Raw genomic sequence first — 21,509 nt, 5'->3', positions numbered from 1 at the left:
TGAAAAATGGCGGAAATTAAAGTACCTGAATTAGCGGAATCGATCTCGGAAGGAACGATTGCTCAATGGCTAAAGCAGCCGGGCGATTATGTGGAGCAGGGAGAATACCTGTTAGAACTTGAAACAGATAAAGTCAATGTCGAACTGACAGCCGAAGAATCTGGTGTACTGAAAGAAGTGCTGAAGGATTCTGGTGACACTGTACAAGTTGGAGAAGTCATCGGAACAATTGCAGCAGGTGAAGCTGGCGGAAGCGAGTCCGCAGCTCCAGCACCTGAGCAAGAGTCTGCACCAGCTTCTAAAGAAGAACCGGCAGCTGCTCAAAAACAAGAAGCAGTGAAAGAAGAGCCGAAATCTGGTAATGGCAGAACCATCGCTTCTCCTGCAGCTAGAAAACTAGCGAGAGAGAAGGGACTAGACTTATCTGAGATTCCAACCGTAGATCCGCTGGGCAGGGTACGAAAGCAGGATGTCGCTTCTTATCAAAAGAATGAAGCACCTGCAAGTGCACCGAAAGCCGCGCCAAAAGCAAATGCTGCGGTGCAAAATGAGCAACCAGGAAAGCCAGTTGAACGTGAGAGAATGTCACGCCGCAGACAAACGATTGCAAAACGTTTAGTTGAGGTTCAGCAAACGGCTGCGATGCTGACGACATTTAATGAAGTAGATATGACGGCTGTGATGGACTTAAGAAAGCGCCGTAAAGATGCGTTCCTTGAACAAAATGATGTAAAGCTTGGCTTCATGTCCTTCTTCACAAAAGCAGTTGTAGCAGCACTGAAGAAATATCCGCTGCTTAACGCAGAAATTCAAGGTGATGAGCTTGTCTTGAAGAAATTCTATGACATCGGCATTGCTGTTGCTGCAAACGAAGGACTTGTCGTACCGGTTGTCCGTGATGCAGACAGATTGTCGTTTGCAGGGATTGAAAAGGAAATTGGTCATCTTGCGAAAAAAGCACGAGATAACAAATTATCTCTGAATGAGTTACAAGGTGGATCATTCACGATCACAAACGGTGGAACATTCGGTTCACTGCTTTCAACACCAATTTTAAACAGTCCTCAAGTTGGAATTTTAGGGATGCATAAAATTCAGCTTCGTCCTGTGGCAATTGATGAAGAACGTTTTGAGAACCGTCCGATGATGTATTTAGCTCTTTCTTACGACCACCGGATTGTTGATGGTAAAGAAGCAGTTGGATTCCTTGTCACGATTAAAAACTTGCTTGAAGATCCGGAGCAGCTATTGCTTGAAGGATAATCTTCAATTTGAAAAGCTAGCACCCATTAAGGTGCTAGCTTTTTTTTTCATTTTCAGCATTTCCTCTTTTTGACCAATATGTTGCAAGCCAGGAACCAGATAAATTATGCCACACACTAAAGATGGCACTTGGTACGGCTGCAAGTGGCGAGAAGTGCGCTGTCGCTAGAGCTGCACCGAGTCCAGAGTTTTGCATGCCTACTTCAATCGAGATGGCTCTTCGAGAAGGGATATCCATTTTGCACCATTTTGCAATAAGGTAACCAAATAAAAGACCAAGTCCATTATGTAATATAACAACGGCCAATATCAGCAGCCCAGATTGAAGAATCTGCTCTTTATTTGCACTGACAACTGCTGCAATGATCACTACAATTCCGGCAACAGATACAAGCGGCAGTGCTTGAACCGCATAGGTCACTTGTTTTTTGAAAAATAATTTAACGATGACGCCTAAGATAATAGGGATTAACACAACTTGTACAATCGACAAAAATAGCGCTTCTGGCGATACAGGTAACCATGATCTTGCAAAAATTAAAATGAAAACAGGGGTTAAAAACGGCGCAAGCAATGTTGATATGGTGGTTACGGCTACAGATAATGCCGTATTTCCTTTCGCCAAAAAGGTCATGACATTGGATGCTGTACCGCCTGGGCAGCAGCCCACAAGAATAACGCCTACTGCAATTTCAGAAGGAAGCCGTAGTCCGTAAGCTAACAAAAAGGCAAGAAGTGGCATCAGTGTGTACTGCGTCAGCACTCCGATCAGAACATAAAGTGGTTTTCGAAACAGTTCTTTAAAATCTTCAGCAGATAATGTCAGCCCCATTCCAAACATAATGATACCGAGTAAAAAAGGAATATAAGGTCCAATTTTAGAGAATTCGGCAGGAAAGGCAAATCCAAGAAGTGCAAAGACAATGACCCAAATCGCAAAGGTCCTTCCTGCAAAGTGACTAATAGTTAAAAGAATCTTCATATATTGCTTCAACTCTCTTTCTGTACATATCTTTTTTATTTTAAACGAATTTTCTGAAAAAACAACCCACTCTTTATCTTGGCGTTGATAATAATATTATGTAAACTAAAAATACTCCATATAAGCATTTGCCTACATGGAGTAGCATCTTAAAAAGGTGTCCATTTCACTTGTTGCGCTTGCTTAAGGCGTGCTTCTGGCTCACGCCAGTCAACGACATTCCACCAGCGATCTACATATTGTGCTTTTTCATTCAGATATTGAAGATAGTAGGCGTGCTCCCATACGTCAAGAGCTAGAAGAGGGATGACATCCCATTGTGATAGAAATTGATGCCGTTCTGCTTGTAAAATCTCTAATCGTTGAGATCTGGGTGCCCATACAAGAATGGCCCAGCCAACACCTTCTACTTGTTTGGCTGCAGCTGAAAATTGGGATTTGAATGCATCATAGCTTTCAAACGATTGTTCAATAAGACGAAGCATTTGACCAGTGGGCTTTCGTTTTCCTGAAGGACTCATAGAAAACCAAAAAATGCAATGTAAATAGTGTCCCGCACCATTGAAGGCAAGCTCCCGTTCCCAATGCTTGATCATTTTAAAATCATTGGTTCTTCTCGCTCTTTTTAAGGCAAGCTCAGCTTGATTCAGACCATCGACATATGATTGATGGTGCTTCTGGTGATGCAAATACATAATCTCTTTTGAAATAAACGGTTCTAGTGCATCATACCGGTAAGGGAGCGGAGGTAATTTATGGTCGCCAGCTGCCACATCTCGCATTGCTTCTAGTGGTTTCATATCCTCTGCAATACTTTCAGCCAATTCGTACCACTCTTGTTCACTGGAATATTCATCATTCATGATGAACGATAAATGTTCTGCTTTCTCACGAATGTTATCATCTTGAACTGCACCTTGAATGGAGCTAAGCCAATCTTTAAGCTGCATGCGATATTCTTCCTTATTCATTTTTACGCCTCATTTCTTCTAAAAATGTGGAACAAGCCATCATTGGAAAGACAAATGGATAGCTATGATAGGTGATGTAAAATTGCTTTGGAAGACCAATGCCTACCGGATAGTGCAAGGCTTCACTCGAGTGCTGATGATGAATCAAAAATGAGATGGCTTTTAAAATTGCTTTGTCTTCTGGCTTCTCATATTGTAAAAGTGCCTCAGCAGCCCAAGCTGTTTGAACCACTGTTCCAAATGGGAGCGGGACGTACCTTTTTACCTCTGCACTTTTACACGACTCTCCGAAGCTGCCATCTTCTAATTGAATTGTTTTTAAAAATCGACACGCTTTTTGAACAGCAGGATGCGATGAGGGGATGCCAGCAGCTTTTAGTCCTGTTAATGCAGCCCAGGTTCCATAAATATAGCAAACGCCCCATCTGCCAAACCATGATCCGTTTTTCTCTTGATGATCAAGAAGCCATTTTACGCAATGATCTTTTCGCCTTTGCATGAGTGGTGACATGTTTTTCTCTTCAAGACCGATGAGATGAAGCACACGACCTGTAATATCAGGAGTAGAAGGGTCAATGGCCGCATCCTCAGCAGATTCGAGCGGAAGATGACGAAGCAAGAAGTGATCTTGATTTTTTTCAAAAGCAGAAAAGCCGCCATCACGGTTTTGCATGGAAAGAAGCCAATCAAACCCTCGTTTCCACTGAACGGGTGCGTATGTTTGAGGAATGGCTTTCAACACAATTTGCGTATCATCACAATCAGGGTTATTTGTGTTCAAATCTGAAAAACCAAAGCCTCCCGGAGCCGCATGCCGGTTATGAATCGCCCAATCTGCTTTCTTCATTTGCTGCCGGTTCAGTAAGTACGTAAAAGACTTTTCGATAACTGGGTCTTCTTGTGTTCTGCCTGCTCGCTGAGAAGCAAAACTGACAAGCGCTGTATCCCAAACAGTGGATGTAGAATTCTCAGCATATTTCCTGCCCCGACAGTCAGTGACTAGCTTTTTCATCCCTTTAACTGCTTTTAAAATGAGATGATGTCCCGGAGAGTATCCAAGACTCATGAGTGCATAGACCATAAAAATACTGGCACTTAAATAGCTGTACAGCGTGCCATCTTTTTCAAGACGGTCAAACATATACCGCTTCGCTGCCTCATACCCGAAAAAGTCGAGCCGACTGTCGAGTGCTGTATACGCCCGCATGTACGCTAGAAAGTGATGAGTGGAACGTTCTTCTCTTGCCATAAACCAGTCAAAAGGATTTTTAGACATGTTCGCATCAAGATGTGCTAAGCTTGGAAACTGTTCATGAGAGGTATATCGTTTGTTGAGTGCAATCATCATTGGGACAAAATGAATTCTTGCATATGCACTAAGATGATAGAAGTGCAGCGGAAAGTATGTAGGGATGAGTAAAAATGAAAGTGGTGCATAGAAGTATGGCCAAGGGTGCATGCCATTGACGGCAAGCATCCACTTTGTCATAAAATGAACGTCCTTTAATCCACCTTTTGATCGAATAAAGTGTGCTGCTTTTTCCATATGCGGCTCATCTTGTTGAAACCTGCCTGAAACGAGCATTCCACAATAGCCTTGCACAGTCGCTGTTACATGTCCCGATTGATCATGATACAAAGAGAAAGAACCATCCTCATTTTGCTTTTCGCGAATTGCTTCTGCCAATTGATGAACGAGTGCCTGGTCCGAATCGCCAACAGCCTTTAACAGCATAATCAAAAAAGCATTTGTCATCATGGGGCCTTCAAAGCAGAAGACAAAAGCGCCATCTTCTCGTTGTCTGCGCTTCATTTGCATGTGCAATTCATCAATAAATTCGTTTACTTTCGTTTTGAAATCTTGCATATTCGGCCATGCTCCTTTCCTTTATTACTATATTCAGGAGCCTGCCTGTCACATGCAATCACAAAAAAGCCGATGACATGGTCACCGGCTTTATAGGCGTCATTAGTCTTGGAGATTAATCCACACACTTTTGACCTCTGTATAGTTGTTAAGGGCGTATGATCCCATTTCTCTGCCAAGACCTGATTGCTTGTATCCTCCAAACGGGGATGCAGCATCAAAGACATTATAGCAGTTGACCCAAATCGTGCCTGCTTCAAGACGTGCAGCAATGTCATGGGCATGTTTTAAGTTTTCTGTCCAAAGTCCTGCGGCTAATCCATAGTCAGACTGGTTGGCTCTTTCGACCACTTCATCAATGGAATCGTATGGAATGGCAGATAAGACAGGGCCGAAGATTTCTTCTTTTGCGATGGTCATGTCATCTTCTACATCTTTAAAAACAGTAGGGGAGACAAAATAGCCAGCCTCATAAGGGCAATCGCCACCGACAACGGCTGTTGCACCTTCAGATTTACCTTTTTCAATATAGCCTAACACGCGCTCATGCTGTTCTTTACTTACAAGAGGTCCGATTTGCGTATCTTGATGAAGACCGGCGCCTTGCTTGAGTGATGTCGCATATTTAGCCATTTGATCGACAACCTCATCGTATTGGCTCCGATGAACAAAGACTCTAGAACCTGCACAGCACACCTGGCCTTGGTTAAACATGACACCATTTAAAGCACCTGGAATGGCTTTCTTTAAATCGGCATCTGGCAATATAATATTTGGTGATTTTCCGCCAAGTTCTAATGTGACCCTCTTAATGGATTTGGCTGCTTTCTCCATGATGAGTTTCCCAACACTTGTTGACCCCGTGAAGGCAAGCTTATTTACATCAGGGTGATCGGTTAATGCGTTCCCAGCTGTTTCACCAAATCCAGGAACGATGTTAATCACACCTTCTGGGAAGCCGGCTTTATCCACTAATTCAGCTAAATAAAGAGCAGAGAGGGGTGTTTGTTCAGCTGGCTTTAAAACGATGGTGCAGCCAGTTGCAAGTGCAGCACCCATTTTCCACATGGCCATGAGCAGCGGGAAGTTCCAAGGAATGATTTGTCCTACAACGCCAACAGGCTCATGACGGGTATAATTAAAGTACCCTTGACTGACAGGAATGGTTTGTCCGCTTATTTTGGTCGTCCAGCCCGCATAATAGCGCATATGCTCAATGGCGAGAGGGATATCTGCATTTGTTGTTTCATTAATTGGCTTTCCGTTATCTAAAGTTTCAAGCTGCGCCAGCTCTTCTTGGTTTTCTTCCATTAAATCAGCAAGCTTGAACATGAGGCGGGCGCGTTCAGCGGCAGACATTGAGCGCCATGGGCCTTGAAAGGCTTTTTTGGCAGCCTTTACTGCTTCATCAATGTCTTTTGCACCTGCTTCATATACATCAATAAGGGTTTCACCTGTGGCTGGGTTAGGAGTCGAAAAGGTTTTGTTATCGTGACTTGTGACAAACTGACCGTTAATGTAGAGTTTTTTCGTCCCTTGGAGAAAAGATTCGAGTTTTGAACTAATTTGAAGTGTTGTAGAGCTCATAAATAAACAAACCTCCTTAAAGATATGGGTTGTTCTGCGAGTTCTAGGTGGAAAAGCGGACCTGAAGCAAATGAACCAGTATACGCACATGTATGTAAACGTATACACTCATCATATTACACGACATGTTTGAAAGCAATCCATAACTCTCATTGCATTTCATGAAAAATTGGCTACAATAAATGTATAGATGAAAAAAGGAGTTTTTAAATCATGATCCATCAAAACTGGCAAACGGCTCAAACGTTAAAGCAAGTAAAATGTATACATACGAATGCGAAAAAATATATGGTCGACCGGGCACTAACGGTTGGAAGCACATATGAAGTGATAAATGAAACAGAAGAATTCCTGTTTGTCGTTGATAATACAGGTAAAGTAGGCGGGTATTATAAAGAGTATTTCGAAGACATTTCTGCTGAATGATTTTGGTGATCATCACTCATACTAAGAAAAATAGTAAAGGGTGATGATGATGAAAAAGAAGCAAACAGACGAGCAGAATAATCAAAATGCTTGGCATGATAATGAAGATGCTGATATGGCGATCACGCTTGAGCAGATTTCTGATGTATATGCCGAGGGAACCATTGATACACCAAAAGACGAATAGTCCAGATTGTTGACAAAGTGCTAAAATGATCTTTATTTTAGCACTTTGTCTTCTTTTTCAGCGTGACATGAAAACCTTTGCGGCCCTAGGAAGGACGAGTACCTGAGCGGAGCGAATTTGACATTCGTGAGCACCGGCGCGCAGGACTGACAAAGAATGCGAGGGTTTGTCTACACACTGACAGTGATTTGAAAAAATCACTGTTTTTTATTGGTAACATTCAGCAATTTTTCTCAAAAAGAACTGAAACTTTTTTCCTGCTTTAACTGTCTAAATAAGTAGAGGAAAGAGCATCGAATCAAAAAGAAAAAGTTAAATGAAATTTAATCTATTCGTAATGGAATAACGACCATTTATAGCGTATTCTATAAGTGAGAATAAAACGTACCCACAGAGCGTGTGGCCGTTTTTTCATAAAGGAATTTGATGGAGGAAGAGGGGGTTTACGTGGGTATTTTTTCTGTCAGTAAACAAAATGATAAGAAATTCGAATCCTTACTGATTGAAGGGGAAAGAATTGAGGCTGTTTACAGACTGCGTCACGACCAAATTTGTTTCACCAATAAACGACTGATCTTTGGCGATAACCGCGTATTTTCTAAGAAGAAAGTCAGGGTCTCCTTGCCGTATCGATCGATTGAAAGTTTTGCCATTCAAGAAGCTGGCGTGTTTGATCAGGACACAGGTATGCTACTTGTCACAAGCTCAAAAGTATTTGAACTCGATTTTTCTAAAGAGACGGATTTGAGTGATGTGCAAGCCATTTTGACAAAACATCTTTGCTGATCAGCCTTGCGATTACATAGATCACATGCACTTTTCTCATTCTACTTATTTTAATAGATCGCACATTGCTGAGCCTTTACCCATATTTGCTGGGAAGGGCTTTTTTTGTTTAGGTGTTTGAATGATAGCAAAAAAGGATAAAGATGAAACAGATACAGAAAGGAGAATGAACAATGAAAGTATTAGTTGCTGGAGCAAATGGACATACAGGCAGGCTCGTCATTCGTTATTTAAAAGAAAAAGGACATAAGCCACTTGCTCTCATTCGAGATGAAAAACAAGCGGATGCGCTAAAAGAACTTGGTGCAGCGCCTGTCATCGGTGATCTTGAAAAGGATGTGACAGATGCTGTGAAACAAGCGGATGCTGTCATTTTTGCAGCTGGTTCAGGCTCAAAAACAGGTGCAGATAAGACGATTGCAGTGGATCAAGAAGGTGCAAAACGCCTTGTCGATACAGCGAAAAAAGAAAATATTCAGCATTTTGTTATGCTGAGTTCCTATAATGCCGATGATCCGAACCAGGGAAAAGGGCAAGGAAGTATGGAAATCTATTATGAAGCGAAAAGAAAAGCAGATGAACACTTAAAACAGTCTGGGCTTTCCTATACCATTGTCCGTCCAGGTGCCTTGCTGCATGAGGAAAAGACAGGAAAGATTGAAGCTGCGGAGCATATTCCAGATGATCAGAACATTAAGATTTCAAGAGAGGACGTAGCCACTGTACTTGTGGAAAGCTTAACAGAATCCAATGTAAAAAATAAATCCTTTGACTTAATTAAAGGGGATAAACCAGTAGAAGAAGCACTTCGCACCCTGTAAGAGAAGAAAGCTGCTGCCAAAAAGGTGGCGGCTTTTTTGATGTTTTCAATTCCCTTGCAGCGGGAAGGTAATGAGAAAGGAGTGATTGACCGTGGGCTTAACGAAAGAACAAAAAGCTGATTTATACGAAAGATTGAATCAATTAAAGGAAGATGTGAAAGGATCAAAAAAGAAAGAAGAATCTATGCTAAGTGAATCCAGCGAGATTTCAAATGGTGTTGGGAACCATATCGCTGATCATGGGAGCATCTATTTAGACCGCATGACTGAACAAACGCTGGATCATGTTGATGGCCAGCTTGAAGACGAAATTGATGCAGCACTGAAACGAATGGAAGACGGATCATATGGGATATGTGAGAAAACAGGGAAAGACATTCCATATGAACGTTTAAAAGCAGTCCCATATACACGTTATTCAATCGATGCGAAGAAAAATGAAGAAACGACTCAAGACCCAAACGAGTTTGACCGTAATTTCTCTGATCAAATGCGTGATTTAACAAATAGAGAAACAATGGATCAGATGCATTCAGATACGTATGAACGATTAGAGGAAGAGCAGGATGTTGACATAGACGAAGAAAAATAGGATAATAAGTTGAAGTTACATTTTTTCAGAATAATTTTTTCTTATGTATGAAATGACAAATATCTTGTATACATGAGTATTTCTTAGAAAAAAGATCTCTTGAAATTTAATAAACTTTCGTGTAATATAGTTTAAAGGCTGCGATGCGCGTAATGTTAATTAAGTTTTAACCTTTAAGCTGTAATAGGGAGTTTTATATTGAAGCCGGAATGTCATGCCTCCTTAGAGAGGAAGACAGGAACGTTTCTGCAAACACCCACTTTGAGGAGTGGTGGTTTAAAACTTTCTTACTTAGATTACGGCATCCGCAGCTTTTCCTAGGATGATTCAAGCCATTTTCCATTTCGGAAAATGGCTTTTTATTTTGTGGAAATGCGAAATTGGACAGATCGCCTGTAGAGGCAAGAATATATGTTAAAATGGACAAAACAAATGACGGAGAGGGAATTGGATGTTAGAACAAGCAGAAGCACTCCTGAAACAATACTATGGCTTTGATGCCTTTAGAAAAGGACAGAAACAAGCCATTGAAGCGATTGTAAATAAACAAAAGGATACCGTCTGCATTATGCCGACAGGCGGAGGGAAGTCAGTTTGCTATCAGATCCCTGCCCTCATGATGGAAGGTACAACGATCGTTGTATCTCCGCTTATTTCTTTAATGAAGGATCAGGTCGATGCGTTAAATGAGATGGGAATACGTTCTTCCTTTTTAAACAGCACACTATCCGCAGCTGAAATGAATGAAAGGCTGAAAAAATGCGAAAATGGGGAATATGAGCTGCTTTATATCACACCTGAACGCTTACAAAATGAACGTTTTTTTCAGCTGCTTGATCGGTTAACGATTCCTTTAATTGCGATTGATGAAGCGCACTGTATATCTGAGTGGGGGCATGATTTTAGGCCAAGTTATCGCTTTATTCAAGAATGCTTGAACAAGCTGTCAAAAAGGCCGGTGATTGTCGCATTAACAGCTACAGCGACGAAAAAGGTCCACCAAGATATATGTGAACAGCTTGGCATGAACGGAGAAGAAACCATCTTTACTGGGTTTGCTAGAGAAAATTTGTCTTTTCAAGTGATCAAAGGGGAAAATAGTGAACGTTTTATTACACAATATATGAAGAAAAACAGTCTTGAGTCTGGCATTATTTATACAGCAACTCGTAAAGAAGCGGATAACATTTATAATCGCCTGAAAAAACAAAAGATCAAAGCTGGCGTTTATCATGGCGGATTGAATGACCATACGAGAGAAGAGCAGCAAAACCTCTTTTTAAATGATGACATCCAGGTTATGGTCGCTACATCTGCATTTGGCATGGGAATCAATAAGTCGAATGTGCGTTTTGTGATCCATCATCAAATTCCAAGGGATATTGAAAGCTACTATCAAGAAGCTGGGCGTGCCGGCAGAGACGGGCTTGAAAGTGAATGCATTTTACTGTTTTCACCACAAGGCGTAAGAGTGCAGCGCTTTCTCATTGAGCAGTCAACAGAAGATGAGGTGCGTTATCAGCATGAACTGCTTAAATTAAGGCAAATGGTGGATTACTGTCATACCGAGCAATGTTTGCAGCAATTTGTGATGGACTATTTTGATCAAACAGCTAGTTCGCCTTGTGGTAAATGCAGCAACTGCCTTGATGAGAGAGAGCGTGAAGAGGTCACAAGAGAAGCACAGATGGTATTATCTTGTACAGTGAGGATGAATGAGCGATTCGGTAAAATGATGATCGCCCAAGTACTGGCAGGTTCTAAAAACAAAAAAGTGCTGGAGCTAGGTTTCGACCGTCTCCCTACATATGCTTTAATGAAACAACATTCGGCTCAGCAAATCAGTGACTTCATTGAATTTTTAATCACAGAAGAGTATTTGCACATGTCTGAAGGAGCTTACCCAACACTTAAGGTGACACATAAAGGGAAGAAAGTGTTAGTTGGACAAGAGGCTGTGTATAAAAAGCAGGCGATCAAAGCAGAGGCCATTCAAGAAAACGATGCATTATTTGAGCGATTGAGATCGCTGAGAATGAAGCTAGCCAGAGAGCAAGGTGTTCCGCCGTTTGTTGTATTTTCTGATCAAACATTGAAGGAAATGTCAGCTGTAGAGCCTCAAACAGATGAAGAATTACTCCAAATTAAGGGGATTGGCGCTCAAAAAAGAGAGAAATACGGGGATGTTTTTTTAGAAGAAATTCGTTTATTTATAGAAAAAGAGAAAAAATAAAGTGTTTGAAGAAGAAAAATAAATTTTTTCCACTGCACTTGGACACGTTTTCATCAGGCCGTTTTCGATCCTTTTAAAACCTTGATATGGCGGGGAATCAAGCCGTTTTGTGGTCTGATTTACCAATGGAGAGAGATGTTTCATGTAAAGGAACTGTAATCTAAAACATATCGTTTTGTTATTGAAATGACATTTACATATGTTACGATAGCACTCGTTAGCCGCCATAAAAAGCTAACAAGGGAGGATTTACTTTATGAAGAAGACTATTATGTCCTTGGTTGCTGTTGCAGCAATCTCAACAACAGCATTTGGAGCGCAGCAAGCTTCTGCAAAGGAAATCACTGTGAAGAAAGGTGATACACTTTGGGGAATCTCTCAAAAAAATGATGTGTCTCTAAAGGACCTAAAGGGTTGGAACAATTTATCTACTGATATGATCTATGTAGGTGATAAATTGACAATCTCTTCAAAAGAGAAAACTCAGGAGCAGTATAAAGTCCAGAAGGGGGACAGCCTCTGGAAAATCGCTCAAAAATTCAATGTGTCAATTAGCGATATTAAGTCTTGGAATAACTTAAACTCAGATATAATTATGGTTGGTTCAACACTAAGTGTTGCTGGTCAAAGCTCGGCTCCGGTAAGCTCAGAACCTGTTCAAAAACAGGAACCTGTCCAAAAAGAGCAACCAACGAAAAAAGCTGCTCCTAAAAAGGAAACAGCTAAAGCAGAATCATCTTCTGCTAGTCAGAGTGTACAAAAAGAAATGACTGTTACGGCTACGGCTTATACAGCAAATGATGGTGGCATCTCAGGTATCACTGCAACAGGGGTAAACTTAAACAAAAACCCAAATGCAAAAGTTATTGCAGTAGATCCTAATGTCATTCCATTAGGAAGTAAGGTTTATGTTGAAGGCTACGGTGAAGCCATCGCAGCAGATACTGGCGGCGCAATTAAAGGTAACAAAATTGATGTACATGTACCAAGCAAATCCCAAGCAAAAAATTGGGGCGTAAAATCAGTTCAAGTAAAAGTACTTAACTAGTAAACAATTGTTTTTTGGAAGAAAGCATCAGGTGACGGCCTGATGCTTTTATTGTACCCTTTTTTTGGTCAAAAATACACATATTTTTCTGAAAAGTTTGCATTTTCGACAAAAAGCAGCGCATATCTTTTGATACACGCTGGTTTTTGTCGTTAGCTGTCCACCCAATAAATTTCTCCGCTTTGTTCTTTCCAATTGATTTGGACATCAAATTGATGCTTTTCATAAAAATGAATCAAGCGGTCCACGTGATTCCAGTCCCTTTTGACAAGGTCACCAGTAATCACTGGTATGTTCTGTTCTCTTGCGATTTCTTTTAAATGCTTCATGCAAATGGAGCCGTACCCATTATCTGGCGGACCTTTAATATCGGCAATATGAATCTTTCCTTCTTCAGGATATTCCGCAATTAAGGAAAAATCAGATTGTCCGCGAAAAGCTTTTTCACAATCGCTCAACATAATTTTACATGTATCTGCACTTTCAATGGCAGAGACGATCATCCACTCATCTTCTTTCGCTTGATCGATGCCAATGATTTTTGCTTTTTTCGAAATATCTTTCATATTTTCTTGCATTCGATACATTTGGAACTGCAAATGCTGTAATTCTTGCTCTAACGTCTTCACATCTTTGGCTGTTTCCTGTAAGATTGACAAGTCCATTACTCCTTTCCTATCAGAAATGATAAAAATCACATAAATTCCAATTTTAAAGGAAGTGGATGGAACTTTCAAGCCGTTAGAACGCCTGCAACCCTTAAGTTTGTCTAAAATTCGACGAAGACAGCGAATTCATTGACTTTATAGAGAAAGTTAAATAACATACTCTTAGTCGGAACTAATAAAGAGAGGTTTTCAAACATGAACGAACAGAATCAAAAACCGAAAAATTTCACTGGTATTGTGATCATTTTAACAATTGCCATAAACGGACTAATCGCTTTATTATTTTTAATGCCAAAATCAGATAAATTTAGCCATCTGGATATTACATTTCTGCCGTTACTCAATGCCGTGATGAACAGCTTTACGTTTATCTTTTTACTTTCAGCACTCATCATGATTAAACAAAAGAACATTAAAGCGCACAGACGATTTATCTTTGCTGCATTTTCAACGACACTTGTCTTTTTAATTTCGTATGTGACATATCATTCAATGGCAGCTGATACCCATTTCGGAGGAGAAGGGATCATCCGTCCAATTTACTTCTTTATTTTAATCACACATATCGTCTTATCAGCTGTAATTGTACCACTTGCCTTGATTACTCTGTTTAGAGGCGCACAGATGCAAGTCGAGCGTCACCGTAAAATTGCCCGCTGGACAATGCCGCTATGGCTTTATGTCAGTCTTACTGGCGTCATTGTGTATATGATGATTTCTCCATACTACAGCTAACGTATGTCCACTGGACATACGTTCTTTTATTTACAAGATGCAGTGCTTTGGATAAAATGGGAATTGGGTATCCGACTTGCACGGTATCTTCCCATCTATAGACTCACATCATTTCTGGCCGTTTGCTCGTTTGGAGAACAACAATTGAACGAAACGGGGGTTATATGATGACTGAACAACTGCAGTATAAACCGGGGCTTGAAGACATTGTGGCAAGCGAAACGTCTATCTCATACTTAGACGTGCAGCAAGAAGAAATTGTAATTCGCGGGTATGACCTCATCGAGTTGGCACAAAAAAAGACCTATTTAGAAACAGCCTATCTGCTTATTTATGGAAGATTACCAGATACCATGGAATATCACCAATTTCAGCAAGACATTTCCTCACAAACCAACTTACATCCAACCATTCAAACCATTTTATCAAAGCTACCAAAAACCACTCATCCTATGGATGCCATGAGAACGTGCCTATCTGCTCTTAGTGGGTACGATGATGCATTACATGATCGATCAGAAGCGTGCCAGCAAAGGCGTGCTGTTCGATTACTCGGCCAGCTGCCGGCCATTGTTGCTGGAAGCTATCATATTCTCACAAAAGACGCCGCTATTTCTCCAGATCAGACCAAATCCTACACTGAAACCTTTTTAACCATGCTAACAGGACGCACTCCAAATCAAGACGAAATCACCGCTTTTGACCAAACACTCACATTATATAGCGAGCATGAACTGCCTAATTCAACGTTTGCCGCTAGAGTCATCGCATCCACACATTCTGACATGTATGGTGCTTTTACTGGAGCGATTTCTTCATTAAAAGGTGACTTGCACGGGGGAGCGAATGAAGCTGTCATGCACATGCTTCTCGAAGGAAAAACAACGGAAGGCTTCCTTGCGCTGATTGAGCGAAAATTAGCCGCAAAAGAAAAAATGATGGGCTTTGGCCATAGGGTATACATGAGAAAAATGGACCCAAGAGCCGCTCTTTTAAAACGATCATTGAAAACGCTTACGAAATCAAAGGGAGATACAACGCTTTATGACATGTGTGCAGCAGGCGAGGCATACATGAAAGAGAAGAAAAACCTCTATCCGAACCTTGATTATTACGCCGCACCTATTTACTACGTGCTCGGGATTCCGATTTCACTTTATACACCGATTTTCTTTGCTGCAAGAGCCAGCGGATTAGCTGCCCATGTCATTGAACAGCATTTGCATAATCGTATTTTTAGACCGAGAGTTCGGTATTTAGGGCCAAGAGGATTAAAAGTCTCACATGATGATGGAAAAACGGGGGAATGAACATGAATAAAACAGCAGTCGCCAATCAAACGGATCAGCTATTAGAAGAAATCGCAGCCTATGCAGTTGACGGAGAAATTACGAGCAAAGAAGCCATTGAAACGGCACGCTATGTGCTGATAGACACACTCGGCTGCGGAATGCTGGCGCTCAATTTTCCGGAATGTACGAAGCATCTGGGCCCCATCGTACCTGGAACCGTTGTGCCTAACGGAGCAAGAGTTCCAGGCACTTCGTTTGTGCTAGATCCTGTTCAAGCGGCTTTTGATATAGGCTGTATGATTCGCTGGTTAGATTATAATGATACGTGGCTTGCAGAGGAGTGGGGACATCCGTCAGATAACTTAGGCGGAATATTAGCTGTGAGTGATTATATCAGCAGAATGCAGCTTGCAAACGGTGAAGAGCCGCTTTCGATGAATGACGTACTGCATGCAATAGTCAAGGCACATGAAATTCAAGGTGTGCTGGCTTTAGAAAATTGTCTGAATCGAAATGGCTTGGATCATGTGTTATTTGTCAAAGTAGCAACAAGTGCTGTTGTGTGTGCATTGCTTGGCGGAACAAAGGAAGACGTGCAGCATGTTTTATCGCAAGCGTTTGTTGATAATTCACCGCTTAGAACATACCGTCATGCCCCAAACACAGGATCAAGGAAATCGTGGGCAGCGGGTGATGCAACAAGCCGCGGGGTGAGACTGGCAATGATGACACTAAAAGGGGAAATGGGCTATCAAACGCCGCTTAGTGCAGAGAAGTGGGGCTTTGAAGATGTTCTGATGAAAGGAAAATCTCTCACACTCGCTCAGCCGCTAGGATCATACGTCATAGAAAATGTGCTTTTCAAAATTGCTTATCCAGCTGAGTTTCATGCCCAGACGGCTGCAGAGGCCGCTATGCTGCTGCATGACGCTGTAAAAGATCGATTAGATGAGATTGACCGGGTAGAGATTACAACACATGAATCAGCGATTCGGATTATCGATAAGAAGGGGCCGCTGTATAACCCAGCAGACCGCGATCATTGCTTGCAGTATATTACAGCGATTGGATTGATCTATGGTGAGCTGACAGCTGACCATTATGAAGAAGAAACGGCTCAAAATCCGGCAATTGATCGTCTCCGGGATCAAATGGTCGTCAAAGAAGATAAACGTTATACAGAGGATTATTTAGATCCGAAAAAGAGATCCATTGCAAACTGTGTGCAAATCTTCTTTAAAGACGGGACGATGACAGACCGAATCGAAATTGAATATCCACTTGGTCATCGCAGAAGAAGGCAGGAAGGCATTCCGCTGCTTGAAAAGAAATGGCTCTATCATTTGAAGACGAGATTTCCACAAAAACAAGTGGATCAAATTGTGACACTCTGTCAAAATCCAAATCAATTAAAAACAACAACCGTACCAGCATTTATGGACCTATTCGTCATATAAGGGGGAACTAGTGTGTGGATCGTGAATGATGAATCAAGTCAAGCTGATTTAGCCGCAGCCTTTAAAGAACAAATGCACAAATCAGCTTTATTTCAAATCCCAGGCGTTCACGATGGAATGTCTGCGCTCTATGCGAAAAAAATGGGCTTTCAAGGGCTCTATTTATCCGGCGCCGCTTTTTGTGCCAGCAAAGGACTGCCTGATCTCGGCATGATCCATTCAACGGAAATGGCTGAAAAAGCGAAGGAAATCATTCGAGCTTCTCAGCTGCCGCTTTTGGTCGATATGGATACTGGCTATGGCGGCGTATTGAATGCTGCAAGGGCGGCAAAAGAAATGGTAGAGAGCAAGGTGGCAGCTGTTCAAATTGAAGATCAGCAAATGCCGAAAAAATGCGGACATTTAAACGGAAAATCGCTCGTTCCAGTAGAAGAGATGATCGCGAAGATCAAAGCCATCAAACAAGCGGCACCAACGCTTTTGGTGATTGCAAGAACCGATGCAAAGTCTGTAAACGGGATGGAGGATGTCATCCGCAGAGCCAATCTTTATGTCGAAGCAGGAGCTGATGCTATTTTTCCTGAGGCGCTCATTACAGCTGAAGACTTCACGTATGCGTCAAGTAGCATTAAAGGTCCGCTCCTTGCAAATATGACGGAGTTTGGTAAGACACCTTATTATCATGCAGACGAATTTTCGATGTTTGGATTTCAGATGGTCATATACCCTGTGTCATCACTCAGAGTCGCTGCGAAAGCGTATGAGCGTTTATTTACAGAAATCATGGAGAAGGGGACGCAGCAAGGAATTCTGAATGACATGCAAACGAGAAAAGAGCTGTATGAAACGATTCATTATGATGACTATGAGGAAATGGATCAGCATTTAGCAAAAACGATCCTGCCGGAAATCGGGAAAGAACAATAAAGCACTACCGTATAGAAAGTGCTTCAGCTTGTAGACAAAGCCTACAAGCTTTTTTTGAAAAATTGATCAAGCAATCGATTTTGACTTCGTTTATGATCTTGTCAAAGATCATTATAGTTCTGACAATGGTAGACTAAGTGTTGACCCTGTTGTTCTCATTAAAATGGTCTTAATTCAAAATCTATTTGGCTTTCGTTCCATGCGTCAAACCATTTCATATCAAAGCGAACGCCAACAAGAAAAATTTGAAAAGAAAATCGTTCGCGTAGAGACGAGAAGTGATCAAAATCAGCTTCATGAAGAGATCCTTTCACTGCGATGAATCTTAAAAAGCTAGCAAACTGGACATGGAAAGGGCCATGTCCAGCGTAAGACAACAGATAGATTTTATCGAAATAAGTGAAAACCCCACTTTTACTTTGAGTAAAAGTGGGGTTTGTCTACGGTCTAAAGCACTTCCGTATAGGAAGTGCTTTTTTACGATGATGGTGTGGATGATGAAGCCAATTTCATCTTTTCTTCAACTGTTTTCGTTTTTTCTTTTACTTTTTCAGCATAAGTGAAATCACCGTAGCAATATGGGTAGCGGAAGTTATCTTTGTTGCCTCCGCACGTATAGACTTCGGGGTTTCGTTTCACTTGCTTTTTGGAGTATTGCTTTGCCAATTTCTCGGAATGTTTTCCCCCGTTTTTTGCAACAAAATCAATATAGCCGATTCCCATATTATAGCTTTGAATAATGGTTTCCAAATCAACGCCTTTTTTCTTCCCATGCTTGTACATAGTAGAAAAATGATGGACTCCTTGTCTAATGCTTTTCTGAGGGTCATTGATTTCATTTCGTTTCAAACCAAGAGATTCAGAGGACTGCATTGGATCTCCGCCTCTGCCTTTTGATTCCTGATACATCATACCGAGGATTAATGCGGTATATTGATCTAAATCTTGATCTCTTAATTCTGTTTCTACAAGCGGTTTGTAATCATCCAATCTCGACAAAACAATTGATTCCGTATCAATCGGCAGCTTTTTTAACTCCTTTTGATTAAAGGACATGACAATGGCTGCTAATACGAAAACAAACAGAAAAATCGTGAAGCAGCCTGAAATGGCAAAACATCCTGTTTTTTTCTTTTTCAAGGTCAGTTCACCCCTGTTTTGCCCCGCTTTTAAAAGGGAAGTACAGCCTTTTTATTATGCCATATCCTGCACAAGATACCAAGTGAAAACCTTATAATCAATCATACCCAAATGTAAATTCGGGTCTTGTTTTCAGTCTGTAGCAGAAATAAACAAAACCGATAATCAGCCAAAGCATACCAATGATTAATGCATTTGTACTGATGCTCGTTAACAGCCAAATACAAAAGGCCGTCCCGCACAGTGGGATCACTGCGTATCTCAATGTGTTGAGTACACCTCTTTGTTTTTGTCTGACAAAATAGTACGCAAAAACAGATAAGTTCACAAAAGTGAATCCAATCAACGCGCCGAAGCTGATAAAGGAATAAATGACTTCAAGTTCGCCAGCGACTGCGGTTAAGGAGAAAGCACCAATTAATAAAATATTAAAAACAGGGGTTTTTAATCTCGGATGAATATATCCGAAGAAACGCTTCGGTAACGACTCATCTCTACCCATTGCATATAACAGCCTTGCTGCACTCGCATGTGACGATAAGGAGGAAGAGATGACAGCGACCATTGTGCCAGCTAAAAAGAACGAGTGGAGAAATGCGCCGCCCACAAATTCCGCAATTTCAAGTGAGGCAGCATCGGGATGCTTGAACTGTTGGAAATTTGGAAATGCCTGCTGCAAAAAATAAGACGTCAAAGTAAACAGTACGCCTCCAATGGCGACGGTTAAGAAGATGGCAAGTGGGATCGTCTTTTTTGGCTTAATGGTTTCCTCAGACAGGGTCGAAATCGCATCAAATCCTAGAAACGAAAAACATAAAATGGTTGCTCCTGAAAAAATAAGCGCTGGATCTAAGCTCGCTGAATAAAAAGGCCGGGCGGACAATAATTCTCCGCTGCCTGCGTTTTGCGTGAGCCCATAAATAATAAACCCAACAAAAGTGACGGCGACAATGACCTGGAAGGTCACAAATAGTGCCGTAATGTTGGCTGTAAGCTGAATACCGATTACATTGACAGTCGTTATGGCGATAGCAAGTATGATGATCCACATGTAATGAGGTACATCAGGAAAGGCTGCGGTTAAATAAGCACTTCCAATCGCAAAATTCACCATAGGCAAAAATAAATAATCCAGTAAAAGTGTCCAGCCTACAAGAAAGCCAACATGAGGATGAATACTTTTTTGCGCATATGTATAAGCAGATCCTGCTTTTGGAAAAGCCTTCACCATATTCCCATAGCTAAGCGCTGTCAATAGTAATGCAAGTAACGTAAATATATAAGCTGCAGCGACGTGTCCTTTCGTCAGCTGAGCAACAATGCCGTATGAATCAAATACGACAAGTGGATCCATATAAGCAAGCCCGATCACAACAAGTGGAAAGACAGTCAGGCTGCGTTTTAGTCTTGGCTCTTCAGTCAATTTGCCTATCATCTCCTCTAAAAAAATGAATAAATAATGCTCATTTTAAAAAGAATGCTACCAAGTGTCAATGCTATTTGAATAAATCTTTTTTCTAAAGGTGTGTAAGCTTTGCACGCCAGACGTTTTGGTATATGATGATACATAGAATAAGTCGTGATTTGACGGACAAGAAAGGTGAAGCAAAATGAAGGAAGAACTGAATACAAATCAAGAACAGGAGCGGATGGAGCTGGATGAAGAAAGTCTATTTCTTGTCTCCCAAACCTTTAAAGCTTTATCTGATCCGACACGTATTCGAATTCTGCACCTGCTGTCTCAAGGTGAACACTCGGTAAATGATATAGCAGAAACACTGAATCTCATGCAATCAACCGTTTCTCATCAGCTGCGCTTTTTAAAAAACCTTCGTCTCGTGAAATCTAGACGAGCAGGGACCTCGATTTTTTACAGCCCTGAAGATCAGCATGTGATGGAAGTGCTTGAACAGATGATTCACCATGCACAGCACGATTGATAAAAAACCTTCCTACGCCTATAGGAAGGTTTTTATGCATGATGCACATGTGTCGATCGTTTACTTGCTTTCATCATGTGAAAAGAAAAAACAACATAGTAAGCAGCTAAAAGAAAAAAGCTGAGCATGGTCATCGCATCATCGCTCACGATATGCTGATACAGTTCAACGACACTGATCTTGGTCATCGAATGATTTGTCAGCTCAACCAGCTTAAAACTAAGCCTGGATAAAAACAAACATAAAATGAAGCTTTCAATCCATTTACTCGTTTTCATATACAGCCGGCCATTTTCTTCTTTCATTCGAATCGTCTGATAGGCATGAACAGCCAGGCTGCTTCCAAAAAGCATGCCTATAGCGGCATAGATGAAGATACTGTGATTTTGCCATCCTTCTGATAGGAGAATAAGGGCAGAGAGGCCAAAGATATACATTCTCATCAAAAGACTGATGGGGCGTACAAGCTGATAGCGTCTCATTCGATTCATTCGAATCATGATGCAGATCAACATAATGCTCCCTATTATGAACAACTGCCACACGTTATGTGTCATGATGCAACCTCCTCCTGCACGTGCAGGGAT

21 protein-coding genes, 1 other RNA gene and 1 pseudogene are annotated in these 21,509 nt (G+C 41.3%); 15 read left to right on the top strand and 8 right to left on the bottom strand.

What is annotated here, in order from left to right; genetic code table 11:
* Nucleotides 1-6 precede the first annotated feature (6 nt).
* A complete protein-coding gene (odhB, locus tag C6W21_RS05110) occupies nucleotides 7-1,263 on the top strand; it encodes a 2-oxoglutarate dehydrogenase complex dihydrolipoyllysine-residue succinyltransferase (protein ID WP_106049567.1) in 1,257 nt (418 codons plus the stop codon).
* Between the two features lie 34 nt (nucleotides 1,264-1,297).
* Here the strand turns inward: odhB and C6W21_RS05105 are convergent, their stop codons facing one another.
* The 4 genes from C6W21_RS05105 to C6W21_RS05090 form a co-directional block, all read right to left on the bottom strand.
* Nucleotides 1,298-2,245, bottom strand: coding sequence for a bile acid:sodium symporter family protein (locus tag C6W21_RS05105; protein WP_106049566.1), 948 nt, complete (start codon nucleotides 2,243-2,245; stop codon nucleotides 1,298-1,300).
* 149 nt (nucleotides 2,246-2,394) lie between these two features.
* The gene (locus C6W21_RS05100; protein ID WP_106049565.1) at nucleotides 2,395-3,216 is read right to left on the bottom strand and encodes a superoxide dismutase; all 822 of its coding nucleotides are present in this window, start codon (nucleotides 3,214-3,216) and stop codon (nucleotides 2,395-2,397) included.
* Nucleotides 3,209-5,083: a terpene cyclase/mutase family protein gene (locus tag C6W21_RS05095; protein ID WP_106049564.1), complete on the bottom strand. Its 1,875-nt coding sequence runs from the start codon at nucleotides 5,081-5,083 to the stop codon at nucleotides 3,209-3,211. Before C6W21_RS05095 ends, C6W21_RS05100 begins: the two co-directional genes overlap by 8 nt.
* 102 nt (nucleotides 5,084-5,185) lie before the next feature.
* Nucleotides 5,186-6,670, bottom strand: coding sequence for an aldehyde dehydrogenase family protein (locus C6W21_RS05090; RefSeq protein WP_106049563.1), 1,485 nt, complete (start codon nucleotides 6,668-6,670; stop codon nucleotides 5,186-5,188).
* Between the two features lie 213 nt (nucleotides 6,671-6,883).
* On the opposite strand from C6W21_RS05090, the gene C6W21_RS05085 reads away from it, so the two are divergent.
* From C6W21_RS05085 to C6W21_RS05050, 8 genes are all read left to right on the top strand, one after another.
* Nucleotides 6,884-7,096 carry a DUF6501 family protein gene (locus tag C6W21_RS05085; RefSeq protein WP_106049562.1) on the top strand — a complete coding sequence of 71 codons (213 nt, stop codon included), beginning with the start codon at nucleotides 6,884-6,886 and terminating at the stop codon, nucleotides 7,094-7,096.
* A 49-nt stretch (nucleotides 7,097-7,145) separates the two neighbouring features.
* Nucleotides 7,146-7,283: a DUF4025 domain-containing protein gene (locus C6W21_RS05080; RefSeq protein WP_223249521.1), complete on the top strand. Its 138-nt coding sequence runs from the start codon at nucleotides 7,146-7,148 to the stop codon at nucleotides 7,281-7,283.
* Nucleotides 7,284-7,730: 447 nt separating this feature from the next.
* Nucleotides 7,731-8,069: a PH domain-containing protein gene (locus C6W21_RS05075; protein ID WP_024422682.1), complete on the top strand. Its 339-nt coding sequence runs from the start codon at nucleotides 7,731-7,733 to the stop codon at nucleotides 8,067-8,069.
* Between the two features lie 173 nt (nucleotides 8,070-8,242).
* Nucleotides 8,243-8,890, top strand: coding sequence for an SDR family oxidoreductase (locus C6W21_RS05070; protein ID WP_106049560.1), 648 nt, complete (start codon nucleotides 8,243-8,245; stop codon nucleotides 8,888-8,890).
* A gap of 91 nt (nucleotides 8,891-8,981) precedes the next feature.
* Nucleotides 8,982-9,482 carry a TraR/DksA family transcriptional regulator gene (locus C6W21_RS05065; RefSeq protein WP_106049559.1) on the top strand — a complete coding sequence of 167 codons (501 nt, stop codon included), beginning with the start codon at nucleotides 8,982-8,984 and terminating at the stop codon, nucleotides 9,480-9,482.
* 132 nt (nucleotides 9,483-9,614) lie between these two features.
* Nucleotides 9,615-9,800: non-coding RNA, 6S RNA (gene ssrS, locus C6W21_RS05060), on the top strand.
* A gap of 133 nt (nucleotides 9,801-9,933) precedes the next feature.
* The gene (recQ, locus tag C6W21_RS05055) at nucleotides 9,934-11,715 is read left to right on the top strand and encodes a DNA helicase RecQ (protein WP_106049558.1); all 1,782 of its coding nucleotides are present in this window, start codon (nucleotides 9,934-9,936) and stop codon (nucleotides 11,713-11,715) included.
* Between the two features lie 256 nt (nucleotides 11,716-11,971).
* Entirely contained in the window at nucleotides 11,972-12,763 is a 792-nt protein-coding gene (locus C6W21_RS05050; RefSeq protein WP_106055987.1) for a LysM peptidoglycan-binding and 3D domain-containing protein, read from the top strand.
* Nucleotides 12,764-12,915: 152 nt separating this feature from the next.
* Here the strand turns inward: C6W21_RS05050 and C6W21_RS05045 are convergent, their stop codons facing one another.
* A complete protein-coding gene (locus C6W21_RS05045) occupies nucleotides 12,916-13,428 on the bottom strand; it encodes a GNAT family protein (RefSeq protein ID WP_223249520.1) in 513 nt (170 codons plus the stop codon).
* 198 nt (nucleotides 13,429-13,626) lie between these two features.
* Between C6W21_RS05045 and C6W21_RS05040 the strand changes: the two genes are divergently transcribed.
* The 5 genes and pseudogenes from C6W21_RS05040 to C6W21_RS19175 form a co-directional block, all read left to right on the top strand.
* Nucleotides 13,627-14,166, top strand: coding sequence for a DUF420 domain-containing protein (locus C6W21_RS05040; RefSeq protein WP_003215636.1), 540 nt, complete (start codon nucleotides 13,627-13,629; stop codon nucleotides 14,164-14,166).
* Nucleotides 14,167-14,333: 167 nt separating this feature from the next.
* A complete protein-coding gene (gene mmgD, locus C6W21_RS05035) occupies nucleotides 14,334-15,476 on the top strand; it encodes a citrate synthase (protein WP_106049555.1) in 1,143 nt (380 codons plus the stop codon).
* Between the two features lie 2 nt (nucleotides 15,477-15,478).
* Nucleotides 15,479-16,915 carry a bifunctional 2-methylcitrate dehydratase/aconitate hydratase gene (locus C6W21_RS05030; RefSeq protein ID WP_106055986.1) on the top strand — a complete coding sequence of 479 codons (1,437 nt, stop codon included), beginning with the start codon at nucleotides 15,479-15,481 and terminating at the stop codon, nucleotides 16,913-16,915.
* A 12-nt stretch (nucleotides 16,916-16,927) separates the two neighbouring features.
* Nucleotides 16,928-17,842, top strand: a complete 915-nt coding sequence (gene prpB / locus C6W21_RS05025) for a methylisocitrate lyase (protein WP_106055985.1) — start codon at nucleotides 16,928-16,930, stop codon at nucleotides 17,840-17,842.
* A gap of 58 nt (nucleotides 17,843-17,900) precedes the next feature.
* Nucleotides 17,901-18,056: pseudogene (locus C6W21_RS19175) on the top strand (transposase); the annotation flags it as partial.
* Nucleotides 18,057-18,319: 263 nt separating this feature from the next.
* Here the strand turns inward: C6W21_RS19175 and C6W21_RS05015 are convergent.
* Together C6W21_RS05015 and C6W21_RS05010 are read right to left on the bottom strand one after the other, a co-directional pair.
* Complete coding sequence (locus C6W21_RS05015) at nucleotides 18,320-18,982, bottom strand: lysozyme family protein (RefSeq protein WP_106049552.1); 663 nt, start codon at nucleotides 18,980-18,982, stop codon at nucleotides 18,320-18,322.
* A gap of 97 nt (nucleotides 18,983-19,079) precedes the next feature.
* The gene (locus C6W21_RS05010) at nucleotides 19,080-20,405 is read right to left on the bottom strand and encodes an APC family permease (protein WP_106049551.1); all 1,326 of its coding nucleotides are present in this window, start codon (nucleotides 20,403-20,405) and stop codon (nucleotides 19,080-19,082) included.
* Between the two features lie 187 nt (nucleotides 20,406-20,592).
* On the opposite strand from C6W21_RS05010, the gene czrA reads away from it, so the two are divergent.
* Nucleotides 20,593-20,922, top strand: a complete 330-nt coding sequence (gene czrA / locus C6W21_RS05005) for a Zn(II)-responsive metalloregulatory transcriptional repressor CzrA (protein WP_007500691.1) — start codon at nucleotides 20,593-20,595, stop codon at nucleotides 20,920-20,922.
* A 32-nt stretch (nucleotides 20,923-20,954) separates the two neighbouring features.
* Here czrA and C6W21_RS05000 read toward each other — a convergent pair whose 3' ends face one another.
* Nucleotides 20,955-21,479: a CcdC protein domain-containing protein gene (locus tag C6W21_RS05000; RefSeq protein ID WP_106049550.1), complete on the bottom strand. Its 525-nt coding sequence runs from the start codon at nucleotides 21,477-21,479 to the stop codon at nucleotides 20,955-20,957.
* Nucleotides 21,480-21,509 lie beyond the last annotated feature (30 nt).

Origin of the sequence: Bacillus sp. NMCN1 (assembly GCF_002998085.1) — a bacterium.
Lineage (GTDB): Bacteria > Bacillota > Bacilli > Bacillales > Bacillaceae > Bacillus.
The sequence above is the reverse complement of the archived record's forward strand: the minus strand, read 5'-3'. Positions and strand labels throughout refer to the sequence as shown.